At 57.2% G+C, this 13,293-nt stretch carries 9 protein-coding genes, 2 tRNA genes and 1 pseudogene; 8 read left to right on the forward strand and 4 right to left on the reverse strand.

Annotated features, from left to right (window positions below; genetic code table 11):
* Nucleotides 1–3: 3 nt before the first annotated feature.
* Nucleotides 4–1,206 carry an MFS transporter gene (locus HMPREF9162_RS02680; RefSeq protein ID WP_009752537.1) on the reverse strand — a complete coding sequence of 401 codons (1,203 nt, stop codon included), beginning with the start codon at nt 1,204–1,206 and terminating at the stop codon, nt 4–6.
* Nucleotides 1,207–1,479: 273 nt separating this feature from the next.
* On the opposite strand from HMPREF9162_RS02680, the gene HMPREF9162_RS02685 reads away from it, so the two are divergent.
* Complete coding sequence (locus tag HMPREF9162_RS02685) at nt 1,480–2,139, forward strand: 3'-5' exonuclease (RefSeq protein ID WP_009658609.1); 660 nt, start codon at nt 1,480–1,482, stop codon at nt 2,137–2,139.
* 119 nt (nt 2,140–2,258) lie between these two features.
* On the opposite strand, the gene HMPREF9162_RS02690 is transcribed toward HMPREF9162_RS02685, so the two are convergent.
* On the reverse strand, nt 2,259–4,850 hold the full coding sequence (locus HMPREF9162_RS02690) for a cell division FtsA domain-containing protein (protein WP_009752650.1): 2,592 nt from the start codon (nt 4,848–4,850) through the stop codon (nt 2,259–2,261).
* Nucleotides 4,851–5,336: 486 nt separating this feature from the next.
* Here HMPREF9162_RS02690 and dhaL point away from each other — a divergent pair.
* The 6 genes and pseudogenes from dhaL (at nt 5,337) to HMPREF9162_RS02720 (ending at nt 9,030) form a co-directional block, all read left to right on the forward strand.
* Nucleotides 5,337–6,013 (forward strand): annotated as a pseudogene (gene dhaL / locus HMPREF9162_RS02695) (dihydroxyacetone kinase subunit DhaL).
* Between the two features lie 34 nt (nt 6,014–6,047).
* On the forward strand, nt 6,048–7,526 hold the full coding sequence (gene gltX / locus HMPREF9162_RS02700; protein WP_009752604.1) for a glutamate--tRNA ligase: 1,479 nt from the start codon (nt 6,048–6,050) through the stop codon (nt 7,524–7,526).
* A gap of 80 nt (nt 7,527–7,606) precedes the next feature.
* Nucleotides 7,607–7,681 (forward strand) — tRNA-Glu (locus tag HMPREF9162_RS02705).
* Between the two features lie 6 nt (nt 7,682–7,687).
* A tRNA-Glu gene (locus HMPREF9162_RS02710) sits at nt 7,688–7,762 on the forward strand.
* Between the two features lie 53 nt (nt 7,763–7,815).
* Entirely contained in the window at nt 7,816–8,574 is a 759-nt protein-coding gene (locus tag HMPREF9162_RS02715; RefSeq protein WP_009752706.1) for a sulfite exporter TauE/SafE family protein, read from the forward strand.
* 45 nt (nt 8,575–8,619) lie between these two features.
* On the forward strand, nt 8,620–9,030 hold the full coding sequence (locus tag HMPREF9162_RS02720) for a rhodanese-like domain-containing protein (RefSeq protein WP_009349550.1): 411 nt from the start codon (nt 8,620–8,622) through the stop codon (nt 9,028–9,030).
* A gap of 276 nt (nt 9,031–9,306) precedes the next feature.
* Here HMPREF9162_RS02720 and HMPREF9162_RS02725 read toward each other — a convergent pair whose 3' ends face one another.
* Together HMPREF9162_RS02725 and HMPREF9162_RS02730 are read right to left on the reverse strand one after the other, a co-directional pair.
* Complete coding sequence (locus HMPREF9162_RS02725) at nt 9,307–10,683, reverse strand: PTS fructose transporter subunit IIC (protein ID WP_009752668.1); 1,377 nt, start codon at nt 10,681–10,683, stop codon at nt 9,307–9,309.
* The gene (locus HMPREF9162_RS02730; protein WP_009752773.1) at nt 10,680–11,138 is read right to left on the reverse strand and encodes a PTS sugar transporter subunit IIA; all 459 of its coding nucleotides are present in this window, start codon (nt 11,136–11,138) and stop codon (nt 10,680–10,682) included. Before HMPREF9162_RS02730 ends, HMPREF9162_RS02725 begins: the two co-directional genes overlap by 4 nt.
* A gap of 257 nt (nt 11,139–11,395) precedes the next feature.
* Between HMPREF9162_RS02730 and HMPREF9162_RS02735 the strand changes: the two genes are divergently transcribed.
* The gene (locus HMPREF9162_RS02735; RefSeq protein ID WP_009438250.1) at nt 11,396–13,288 is read left to right on the forward strand and encodes a BglG family transcription antiterminator; all 1,893 of its coding nucleotides are present in this window, start codon (nt 11,396–11,398) and stop codon (nt 13,286–13,288) included.
* Nucleotides 13,289–13,293 lie beyond the last annotated feature (5 nt).

Raw genomic sequence — 13,293 nt, forward strand, 5'->3', positions numbered from 1 at the left:
GGATTATATTTCGGCCGCAGTATATCCTTTCCGAATATACCGCCTCCAAACGAACACAGAAAGCGTCAGCAAGATTGCGCCCGCCGTCGGGAATAGGAAGTGCATGCCAAGATAGGTAGCGACGATGCCGCCGAGGAGCGGTCCCGTAAAGCCGCCGACCTGCTGCGCGGCGAAGAGCATACCGAACACGCTGCCCTTGAGGTGTGCGGGGGTGTGCTGCGCGATGACGGCATTGAGCGAGGGCTGCACGCCTGCGCCGCATAGTCCGATGACGAACTGCATGGCGGCAAAGGGGATAAGGGTCTCGGGGATCCCCTGCAGGGTTAGGACGATGCCCGCGAGCGTCATCGCCAGACACATGGAGACGAAATAGCTGCGCCGCGCGCCGAAGATGCCCCAGAGCGGCGCGGCGATCGCGCCCGCGATGCCGCTGAGCGAGAAGACGACACCCGCGGCGAGGACGATGTTTTCGATCGTATCGCCCGCGAGATATTTGACATAGGTTGTGAGGACGGGCTGGAGGATAAAGACGACCATCTGTGCGAGCGTGCTGACAACCATCATCGTGCGCAGGATAGGAATGCGCCACAGATGCCACGGATTCGCGTCTTCCTCCGTCTGAGGCGTTTCATCCGCAGGGGCGGGCGGTTCCTTGATGAGGAATGTGAATGCGAGGAAATTGACAAAGAGCGCCGCGGCGCCGATATAAAAGCTCATGCGCATACCGAACGTTTCGGCGAGCACGCCGCCGAGGAGGGGACCGATGACGCCGCCCGCAGTCAGCGTGCCCTGCATGATGCCGAGGCACAGACCAAGGCGCTTGCGCGGCGCGTAGAGCGTCATGATGGCAAGATCCATCGGCCAGAGTCCTGCTGCGAACCCTTGAAAGAGCCGCACGAGGACGAGCTGTTCGGGCGTCTGCACGATGCCGCCGAGGAAATAGCTGACGGCGATGAGAAAACTCGCGCGCATCGCCATGAGCCGCTTGCCCTTGCGGTCGGCAATGCGGCCCCAAATCGGCGCCATCACTGCCGAGACGAGGAAGGTCACGGAGAACGTAATGCCCGCCCATAGATTGACCGACGCCTCGTCCACGCCAAGCTCGAGCGTCAGGTACATGGGGAGAAACGGAATGAGCATCGTATAGCTGGCGGACATAAAGAGGACATTGCAGGTGAGCAGCGCAAGCGCAGCTTTCCAGTTCATATGCGGCACACCCTTTCGGAAAATATCTCTGCTTCTATTCTAGCACTTTTTTTGGAAAAAGAAATAAGTGCGGCAGGACGTTTTTCCTATTTCTTGATTTTCAGCGCCCATTGTGCTATGATAACGAAAACGTAACAATTCCGTCCTAAAAAGTTAAAATACATTAACTTTTTGGGTTTATGAAAAGCGCTCCCGGTAAAGCGCCAAAGAACACTGCAACATTGTCTGCCGCGCGTCATTTACGGCAGATTTTTTCGAAGGTAAGGAATGCGTATGAAACACATTGTCGTCGATTTGGAGATGAATCCTATTGGCAAGGAATACAAAGAAATACGACGGAAATTAAACGGCGAGATTATTGAGATTGGCGCAGTGCGTCTCAGCGAAAAATTTGTGCAGGAGGATAAATTTCAGTGTTATGTCTGCCCTGAGTACGGGCTGGTGAAGAAGCATATTACGGAGCTCACGGGCATCACGCAGGAGCAGGTCAGCGGGCAGCGCGTTTTTGCCGAGAGCTTCAAAAATTTTGTGGACTGGATTGGTGCTTCGGAGACGAAAATCTACTCGTGGAGCATGTCGGACATCAAACAACTCCGTAAGGAGTGCCGCCTCAAGGTGCCGGACTTTGATGTGAACTGGCTCGATATGCGCTGGGTGGATCTCCAGCAGGCGTTTGACGATCGGCTCGGGCTGCACAACAGTCTCGCACTCAAACACGCGCTCGGTGCGATGGGGCGGCGGTTCGAGGGGACGCAGCACTCTGCGCTCGCCGACGCGATCAATACGAGCGCCGTGCTTACGCTCATGCAGGATGATGAGAAGTTCCGCGAGACGATGCGTCCCGTGCTTGAGATCCTCGAGCCGAGCGAGGGGCTTTCGGACGCGATCGGGGATCTCTTTCCGGATCTTGAGAAACTAAAGAATAATTTGTAGTCAAATCCCGCCAATATGCAGCAGAGCTGTTGCACAAGTATATGCAACAGCTCTGTTTTTACATGTGTTTGATTTTTCTATGTGGTAGTGCCTGATGCAAAAATCGCGTCGACACACGCTCAATCGTACCGCATCAGCGACTCGATAGTGATCGTGCCGGGCGATGCAGAGGGGGGATCTGCAGGGGATGTTGCCGGGGCGTCAAATGATTCTGCGGGCGCTGCTTCACCGGGTACCGTTTCCTCCGCTGCAGGCAGTTCTTTCGCCGGCTCCTGCATCTCTTCTTTTATATGCGGGCGTACCGTGGGGAGGGGGACTGCCGGTGCGTCGGGGAGTCCCGCGTGTGCGGCAATGGTGCGGAGGATCATGCTTGCGGCAGGGGCATCCGTATCGACGGACGATGCGGATGTGCCCGGTGAAACGATCGGCGTTAGGATGACCTCGAGTGTGTCGCCGTTCCGGATGGGGCTTGTAAAGTCCGCCTTGACCCCGTTGACGAGAATGGCAAAAGTCACGCGGGTGGTCGCAGGCGGGGGAGTGAATCCTACGGCGAGCAGCGCTTCGCTGACATTGGCGCTGCCCGTGCCCTTTTGATATGAAATCACCGCGCCGTCCGTGAGGACGGTCTCGGGGGCGGCATCCGCACCGTTGACTGTCAGGCTGAAGCCGGAGGCGGGGACATCGTGTTCTTTCCCCTCATAGGTAATCGTTGCATACGAGGCAGAGGAGAGATCAATGACGGACGCGATTGTTGGAATGCTTGTCTCTTCGTATTCGATGACGTCCCCCGCGCGCAGAACGGTCGAGAGTGCGGCGGGCGCGTCGTTCAGTGTGATCTTTGGCTGCGCGGTAAAGCGGCGGGGGTCTCCGTTCAGCGTATAGGCGATGTGTCGTCCTGCCGGCGGCAGATCCTCGGCGCGCAGCAGCTCGCCGAGCGTACGCTCCCGTCGTGAGGTAATGATGTCGCCGTCGCATAGGAGCGGGTCGCCCTCAGGGGCTGCTTCGTTGACGAGGACATTTGCAGCGACGCGCACTTCTGCGCCGTTCAGCAGCACTGTATAGTCGTTTGCCGCCCCTGTGACATCGCTGAGATGCACCTCGGGCTGCGTGCCGTTCTCTCCTGCCACGAGTTTGATGCGGCAGTCGTCGTGAATGGGGGAGTCGAGCCCCGCGCTTTTGCCGTCGATGGTGATCTGCGCGAGCGTCCCCATCGTACCTGGGAAACTGCGCCGCTCGCCGTTCACCGTGACCATGAGTCCCATGCCGGGACGCCCGTTGTATTTGCGCAGGCTGATGCCCGCGGCGAGCAGCGCGTCGGAGACGTTCAGCTCACGGAAATTGAACAGGCTGTACTCGATATCGTTGATCCACACGGCAAGGAAGTGCAGTGTGTTGATCGAGGCGATCTTGAGGATGCCGAGCGGCGTTACCGCATCCGGCGTGTGCAGCTCGGGCGGCAGATCCTCGACGCCGTCGACGACGTCAGGCTGGCGGACGGCAACACGTCCCGCGGGGATGCCGAGCGCATCCGCGACCAGTTCCGGCATCATCGGGGTGAGTGAACCGCCGCCGACGAGCATGACCGCCTGCGGCGGCTCGCCGTTCAGCTCCAAGATCTGCTTTGCGATCGCGCCCGCGAGATTTTCAACGCTCGGGCGAATGGCAGCGACGACCTGATCCGCCGTGAGTGAGAGCCGCATCCCGAGAATATCGGTGAAGGAGACGTCCTCGCCGGCAGAAGCTTTGCGCTTGATATCCTCCGCGATATTAAAGTCGAGGAGATATTCGCGCGAGATCGCCTCTGTGATCTCATCGCCCGCCATCGGCACCATCCCGTACGCGATGACCGAACCGCCGCGCGTGATGGCGACGTCGGACGTGCCCGCACCAATGTCGACGAGGACGAGGTTCAGGTGGCGCATCGTGGGGGGGATCAGGACGTTGATGCCCGCGATCGGCTCGAGTGTGAGCGCGCGCATCTCCAGATGCGTCTCGCGCAGAGCGGACTGCATGGAGTCGACGACCTGGCGCGGGAGGAAAGTCGCGATGACCGTCGCCTGCGCACGCCGACCGCGCTGTCCGACGAGCGTCTTGAGGTCGTTCCCGTCGAGTGTGTAGCGGATCGTGCTGTAGCCGACGCAGTAGTAGCGCGTCGGATCGTCTACGGTATGCGATTGGGCGAGCTTCTTCTGTGCTGCCTGTACGCCGGCAAAGTCGAGGTCGCGCTGCTGTGCGGGCGTGATCGTCCCCGTGACATCCTGCGACGCCTCGGCGGTCATCGTGTAGAGCGCGCGCCCCGCTGCGGCGACGGCGGCACTGTGGAGCGCACCCGTGCGCTCGGTGAGCCGCCGCTTGACCTCGCGGATGATTGCCGCGACCTGCGGCACATCGTGAATCTGTCCGTCGAGCATGGCACGTGTCTTATGCTCCATGCGTTCCGTTGCAAGGATGTGGAGGCCGCCCTCACGCTGCTCGGCGACAATGCCGATGACGCTGCGCGTACCGATGTCGAGTGCAAAGACAAGCTCTGTCTGCCGCTCGCGGCGCGGCGTGCCGAGCGTGGGTGCGCTCTCGTCCTTTTTCGGTCGACCGCGGCGCTTCGCCGGCTGCTCCTCCGGTTCCTCTTGTATGCGTTTTTTGGGGCGGCCGCGCCGTTTTGCGGACTGCTCCGGGGCGGGAACTTCTTCGTTGATATTCTCCAAATCCGGCATTTCTGTCTCCCCTGACCAATCAATGTAAACTAAAGTATACTATTTCATTTAATTCGTGTTCTTTTGAAAAAATCCTGCTGTGTGCTCCGTATCTCCGCACACAAAAAGGTCAGAACGCAGCCGCCGCGCGGGCAGATCCGTCCTGACCGGAAGAGAGGGGTCTGAAATGCCGTATGCCTTATATGTCTAGACCTGCGTAAAGCAGGTGGGTACCCTAAGTCCGGCTTCCGCCTGTGCGGAGCACTTCGCGTTCACCGAAATCAAGTCGGGTTCCCTAAAAGATCTGTAGGTTAGACATTGCTAAGACATACGCACATCGAAGGCGTACCGCTCTTTTATATTATGATAGCATAAAAAAAAATGACCCGCAAGACTTGACAAATAAAGAATCAAAATTTGTAACAACAATATGAAATCCGACTTTGCACAAAAACTCGCCGGAAATTGCGCGCCCCCCTTTTCCTGTGCGGGTTCCCGTGCTATAATATGAGCGGTAATATGGAAAATTCTCAATTTCATGAGAAAGATGGTGTGACGGAGATGGCAAATGTTCGTGATGCGGTAAATGCGGTCGTCGCTGCGGTTATGGCGCAGAAGGACTACCTCACGGCGGTGGATGCGAAAACCGGGGACGGTGATCACGGGCTGAACATGGCGCGCGGTTTTACAGAGGCACAGGATCGGCTGGCGGAGCTGCCGCCGGATGCGCCGCTCGGAGACGTCCTCCGGCAGATCGGGCGCGCGTTCATCGAGAATGTCGGCGGTGCGGCGGGGCCTCTGTACGGCATCGCGTTCGTACGTGCAGGCGAGGCGGTAAACGCGGAGACGCGGCTTGACGTGCGGAGTTTCGAAAACTGTTTACCTGCGGCATCGAGGCGATTGAGCGGCGCGGGCGTGCACAGCGCGGCGATAAGACCATGCTCGATACGCTCATCCCGATCCGCGATGCCTTCCTGCCCGCGCAGGCAGAGGGCAAGAGCCTGCGGGAGTGCCTCGAGGAGGCTCTTGACGCGGGGCGCGCGGGTGCAGAGTATACGAAGACGATTGTCGCGCGGCGCGGGCGTGCCGCGCTCATCGGCGAGCGCAGCATCGGCATTGAGGATCCGGGCGCGATGAGCTCGCTCATAATGTTCCGTGCACTGTGCAGCTATCTGCGCGGCTGAACACGAGAGATTGTATTTTGGGAGGAAATATTTGATGAACACTGCGATTCGCACCCGTTTTGCACCGAGCCCTACAGGCTACATGCACATCGGAAATCTGCGCACGGCGCTCTATGCGTACCTATTTGCGCGCGCGAACGACGGGACGTTCATCCTGCGCATTGAGGACACCGACCGCAGCCGCTACGTCGCAGACGCCGTTGACTTCATCCGCCGCACGCTCGACGCTGCGGGCATCGTTCCCGACGAGGGGCCTGACGATATTGGCGGCGACTACGGTCCTTATGTACAAAGCGAGCGTATGGAGATTTACAAAAAATACGCAGAGCAGCTCGTTGCGACCGGACACGCCTACCGCTGCTTCTGCAGCCATACGGAGGAAGTGCCCCCGGCAGAGGGAGAAAAGAGCTTCGGCGGCTATCCGCGCACATGCCGCGATCTCTCGCCTGAAGAGATAGAGGCGCGTCTCGCACGGGGCGAGGCGTACGTCATCCGGCAAAAGATGCCGCTCACGGGCGAGACGACATTTTATGATGTGCTGCACGGCAACGTTACGATCCCGAACACGGAGCTCGAGGATCAGGTGCTCCTCAAGAGCGACGGTATGCCGACCTATAACTTTGCCAATGTCATCGACGACCGCCTCATGAAGGTCTCGCATATCATCCGCGGCACCGAGTTCATCACCTCGACGCCGAAACATGTCCTGCTTTACGAAGCGTTCGGCTGGGAGCCGCCCGTATTCGTGCATCTCGCGCCCGTCATGGGACGTGATGAGGAGACGGGCAAGACGAGCAAACTCTCGAAACGCCACGGTGCGACGAGCTTTAACGACCTCGTAGAGGCAGGGTACCCCGCCGCCGCTATCGTCAATTATGTGGCGCTGCTCGGCTGGAGCCCGAAGACGACGAATCAAGAAGTCTTTTCCATGGACGAGCTGATCGAATGCTTCTCGCTCGAGGGGCTCTCGAAATCGCCCGCCGTCTTTGACTATGACAAGCTTGGGTGGATGAGCGGCGAATATTTCAAGGCGATGACGGACGAAGAGTTTGCGGAGGCTGCACGCCCCTTTGCCGGTAATCTGCCTGCGAATCTCGCGGCGCGGTGGATGCAGATTGCAAAGCTGCTCAAGACGCGCGTCACGAAACTCGGTGATGTGCGCCCCGCGATCGCCTTTCTCATCGAAGCGCCTGCCTTTGATGCCGGCCTCTATGAGAATAAGCGGAACAAGGTTACGCCTGCAGCGGCGGCGGAACTGCTGCCCATGCTCATCGAGATCCTCGCGGCACTCCCCGCGGAGCACTGGGAGAACGACCTCCTCTATGCGCTCCTTGAGGAGTGTATTGAGCGCGAGGGCTGGCGCAAGGGGACGGTCATGTGGGTGCTGCGCATTGCGGCGGCGGGACAGGCGGTCACACCGGGCGGCGCAACGGAGATTCTGTCGATTCTTGGACGCGAGACAGGGCTTGCACGACTGCACGGGGCACTTGATCGTCTGAATGAATTGCACTGAGCTCCTGCGGGGGAGGAACGAAGAAAAAACGCTTGATTTTTGCCAATCTCTATGCTATAGTATCTCCTGTTGACATATGTGGCGCCTTCGTCAAGTGGTTAAGACACCGCCCTCTCACGGCGGGTTCATGGGTTCGAATCCCATAGGCGTCACCAACATTCGGCGCCTTCGTCAAGTGGTTAAGACACCGCCCTCTCACGGCGGGTTCATGGGTTCGAATCCCATAGGCGTCACCATGTGTCTATTCGGGAGCTGCATGGCAGCTCCTTTTGTGTATATGGGAGCTTGTATGCTTTTTCTGTCCATGCTCCTTCTCGGCGCGACCATCGGGTTCGTCGGTGCGGGCGGCGGCGGCGTCGTCATCACACTGCTCGTCGTCGGATTTGGCGTGCCGATCCATCAGGCGCTCGCCGTTGCCCTCGGTTCGATGGCGTTCACGACGCTTTCGGGTGCGGTCAGCCACTACCGTGAGGGCGAAGTCGTTCCGCGCACGGGATTTGTGATCGGTGCGGGCGGACTCGTCGGCGCACTCATCGGCGCAGTGATTTCAAATCATATCGAATCAGGAAACCTCAGCCTCTTCACGGGGCTGATGCTCGAATCGAGTGCATTTTTGCTCTACCTGCGCATCTATCAATCCTCGTGGCTCGAACAGCACATCCATGTGCGTGCCGAACTCCTCACCGGACGCCCGCTTTATATCTACGGCAGTCTCACCGGACTCGTCTGCGGCATCCTTGCGGGCGCGTTCGGCATCGGCTCGGCGGCGTACATTCAGATCGCGCTCATGGTTGTGTTCGGCGTGCCGCTCCTGCAGGCAATCGGGACGACCATGATGATCATCGTCCCGATCTCCATCAGCGGAGGCATCGGTTACCTCCTCTATGGACAGTTCGAGCCTGTGATCTTTTTGCAGACGCTCGTCGCGCTCTCCGTCGGCTCATATTTTGGGGCAAAGCTGACACACCTTGCTCCGCGTGCCGTCCTGAGGTTCTTTATCGTTGCGCTCCCCACGGTGGGCGGCTTGATTATGGTTTTGTTTCGGTAGACTGCGGCAGGTTGTGCCGCGTAATTTATACAAAGGAGAATTTACATGAAAAAATTTGTTGCGGCAGTTCTGCTCGCAGCGGCGGCGGTCACAGCATTTGGGTGCGGACAAAGCTCCGCCGCCACAGGCAGCGACGGCGGGCAGACTGCATTTCGCCGCGTCACGGGGGACGAGGCACAGAAAATGATGGAGAGCGAGACGGGCTATCTGATCGTGGATGTAAGAACCCCGCAGGAATACGCCGAAGGGCATATCCCGCACGCGATCAATGTTCCCCTCGATACCATCGGGACGAATCCCCCCGCCGAGCTCCCCGACAAAGCGCAGATGATTTTCGTCTACTGCCGCAGCGGCGCGCGCAGCATGACCGCGTCGAATAAGCTCGCGCAGATGGGGTATACGAATATCGTTGAGATGGGGGGGATTAAGGACTGGCATGGAGAGGTCGTAAAGTAAGATGTGACGCGGGATTTTGGCGCATAACTGTGTCACTGCGAAAAATACTGTGCTCGACGTAGGTCTTTAACTACGACTTCGCTTGCATTTTTCTTGTTCCTTGTTCTGCATCCAAACTTCCGCGTCTCTCAGGTTTCCTACATAGAGAGGCGTGACGCGGGATTTTGGCGCACGGTATTCTAATTGTAAAATCAAACACGGAGATGTTGTCATGTACAACATCTCCGTGTTTGATTTAGGCTTGCAATACAGGAATATGTTCCTGCCGTGAGGCGGTTAGTGTGTTGTTTCTGCGTCGAGTTTGGGCTTCCACAGGAAGAGGATCAGGACGATAATGCCGGCACCCAGCAGCATATCCAGCACATACCAAAGCTTTCCGTCCACGACACCCGTAATGGCGACAATACCTCCGAATGCGACGATGGACGTTATGCCGTGCATCATGCCGACGGCGCCGGCAATGGAGGTTCCGACTGCACAGGCGATCCATGTCCGTCGAAAATCCTTTCCGGCGAAGGGGATCGCTCCTTCCGTAATGCCGGCAGAGGAAAGAAAGAGCGCGGATATGCCGAGCTGTCTGTCGGCAGCATCGAAGCGGCTGCGCAGGAGGAATGAGGCGAGTCCCATACCGAGCGGGGGAATCGCGCAGCACATACGGAAGACACCGTTCGGCCCGAGGATTCCTTCCGCCATGAGCGCCAGTGTAAAGGCTGTGGCTGCCTTGCTGCACGCACCGCCAAAGTCGGCCGCTGCGAGCAGACCGATGCCAAGCCCTAGTGCCATCGCACTCGTTCCGTTCAGCTGATACATGCACTGAATCATGAACTGGACGAATGCATTCAGCGGAATGGTTAGGATATAGATGTAAAACAGACCGAGGATCAGCGTCGTAAAGAGCGGCACGAGGAATGTCGGCATCATCGGCTGCAGAAGTGCCGGTACGGGCAGCTTTTTCGTCCATCGGACGAGATAACCGACAAGGAACCCCAGGATCAGGGCGCCGAGAAAGCCGGTCGCAATGTGAGACTCACCCATTGGCGTATTGGCGGCATGGCCGAGAATAAAGCCCGGGGCAATGGCTGCTTTGCTGCCAATGGCATAGGCGATATATGCGCACAGCACGGGAACCATCATGGAAAAGCCGGCCATCCCAAGGTCATATACGTTTTGCCAGAACGGGCTGCTGGGAACAATGCGCCCGTCTTCGACATGTCCCGTAATCAGTGTGAAGGAGAACAGCATACCGCCCGCAATAATGACGGGGAGGAAATAGGAAATACCCGTGTTGAAATAGCGAAAGAGTTCCGCACCAAGGTTCGTGTGCTGCTTTTCTGCCGTCGCTATATTTTCGGCGCGATCGATGAGCCCCGCCGTATTTTTGATCGCTTCCGAAGGGCTGACATCCAGAATCTTCCCCGCATCGCGCTTCGCGTCGAAGCGCTCGCTCATCTCGACGCTGACTGCCACGGCAAGGATGACGACGTCCGCCGCGTCGATTTCTGCCTGTGTGAGTTCGTTGCCGATGCCCATGCCGCCCTGCGTTTCGACCTTGCAGTCGATCCCGCGCTTTTTGCATTCCTGTTCGATGGCCTCCTGTGCCATATAGGTATGGGCAATGCCGGCCGTGCAGGCGGATACCGCTACGATTTTCATTTTAGTTCCTCCTCAATTTCCTGCAGAATTTGATAGAGTTCTTTTGTCGAAGATGCTTCTTCCAGCCGATGCCGAAATGATGCGTGCATCAGCTTTTTGCTGAGTGCCGCCAGGATCTTCAAATGAAGATTGGTATCGGTGCCTCCGGCAGCCTCCGGAACACCGATGAGGAAGACCATCCGAGCATCTTCGCCGGGTTCCGTCCCCCAAGTGACAGGAGCTTTCAAGCGCGCAAAGGAAACAAACGGCGTCTCTACGGCGCTTGATTTGGCGTGCGGTATGGCTACGCCGTCGATCGTGTAGGTGGCAAACGACACCTCTCTGTCGCTGACAGCCTGCTCGTAAAGATCCGCATCCTGCACGCAGTCATTTTCCATGTGCGTTAAATATCGGATGACCTCCTCTTTTGTCGCAAGCGGCTGCGTGAGCAAAATAATTCGTTTCTCGTCAAACAAAGCATATCACTCCTTTCCTGTCTTCATTCCGGTATTTCGCTGCCGGATCTTATAGAAATCAGTATACCATTCAGAGCGGAAACATCCAGTCTCTAAACTGCGGCATATTATGCCGCAGACGAGATCGCTGCATATGTGGCGGAGGAATGGCGGAAGGGTCTACGGGTTTACAGCGGCGGATTTTAGGCTATAATGAGGTGGGGGGAGGGACGCGTCTGCGCGGCGCGGCAGCTATGACAAGACAGGAGGATACGCTTATGGATCGATGGCTGCAGCTCGTCCTTCTCATGCCGGAAAATGAGTGCATCACCTGCAAGGAACTCGCCGAGGCTCTCGGCGTCTCCACGCGGACGATCTACGATGACATTCTGCAGCTGAATCGGATGATGTTGCCGCACGGCGCACAGCTTGAGGCAAGACCCTATCACGGGGTGAAACTGTCGGTGACGGATCGCACGCGGTTCCTCAGTTTTTTAGATACGCTGGAAGCGGACGGCACACTTCGAGGCGAGACCGCGGAGTCGCGTATCAACAAGATTATTCGGGTACTTCTTCAGACCGATGCGGCTGTCAAAAGTGATGATCTTTGCGAGATGCTGCACGTCAGCCGCTCGACACTCAAGAAAGATCTCCGTATGATCCGCCCGATCCTGAGCCATTATGATCTGCAGCTCTTGCATCAGCCGTATGCGGGGCTGCGCATTGACGGAACGGAAAAGAATATCCGACGATGCATGGCGAAGCTTGGGCGGAATATGATCGCAAATGACGGGGAATTTTTAAGCGAGAATATTCAAAAGCTGGCGATATTGCTGCAGGATATTTTCCGCCGGCATGCATATCGCATGGCGGCGTATTCGTTCCAGAGCTTTGTTCTGCATATGTACGTTTCAATTTGCAGGATCCGACTCGGACGGGAGGTCGCGCGGGAACTCCTGCGCCATGAACCTGCCGACCCACAGGTATGCGGACTTGCAAAAGATGTGAGCTCCGTACTGGCGGAGGCATACGGTATACGGTTTACCCGGAGCGAATATCAGTACATCCTGCTGCATTTGGAATGCAAGAAGATCATTTCATGGAAGCAGGTCTCGCTCGCTGCGTCCGAAAGCTACGAGCTGGTCAGGCAGATGCTGCAGTCCGTGGAAAATGTATTCTGCTATAATTTTTCTCATGACTTTGAGCTGATCGCCGGTCTCTACACGCATTTGATCCCTATGCGTACGCGCCTTCTCTACGATATGCCGCTCGATAATCCCATGATGCAGGAGATCCGTGAAACCGAACCGCTCGCATATGAGATGGCAAACGTCGCCTGCGGCGTACTGCAAAGAAAGTACGAGAAGGAGATACCGGTTGACGAGACGGGGTACATTGCGCTCTATTTCCATGTAGCGTTGGAACGCAGCAGGGCGCAGCGCAGAAAAAATGTCCTGATCGTCTGCGGAACAGGAAAAAGTGCGGCAGCATTGTTGGCCTATAAAATCAAAGATGCCTACGGAAAACACCTCAATGTGGTCGGCATGTACGAGTCGGCAGATTTTATCGACAGAGATCTGGAGACTGCCGATTATATTCTCTCTACGACTCCGATCAAGAAAGAGCTCCCCATCCCCGTCATTGAGCTGGGGCATGGATTCCCATGGAATAAGGATAAGGATATCCGGGAACACCTCAAACGGGAACAGCAAAAAACGCTTTTGGGCTACTTCTCTCAAGCACTGTTTCTGCCCCACATGTCAGCCGGTGGAAAAGAGCATGTGCTGCGGCAAATGTGTAGAAAGACTGCCGCACACGAAACCATTCCCGAAGACTTCTATGAGCATGTGCTGCAAAGAGAGCGCATCGGCGGAACTGCACTCGGCAACGGCGTGGCAACCCCGCATCCGGATCGGCCGCTCGGAGAGCGGAGCCTGGTGGTTATCGGTATCTTGGATGCCCCTATTCCATGGGATCAAGAGGATGTGCAGATCATTTTCCTGCTCTCTATGAAGGTCGGAGGCGATCGTAATCTGCCGCTTTTTTATAAGATGATCAGCCGGTTTTTGACCAACAAGACAATCGTGCGTCATCTGATCAAACAGCAGACGTTTGAGAATATGATCGCCATTTTCTCCGCACTCTCGGACGACGCCTGTGTGCTGGACTGAACGTC

The organism is Selenomonas sp. oral taxon 137 str. F0430 (assembly GCF_000183625.1).
Taxonomy (GTDB): Bacteria; Bacillota; Negativicutes; order Selenomonadales; family Selenomonadaceae; genus Centipeda; species Centipeda artemidis.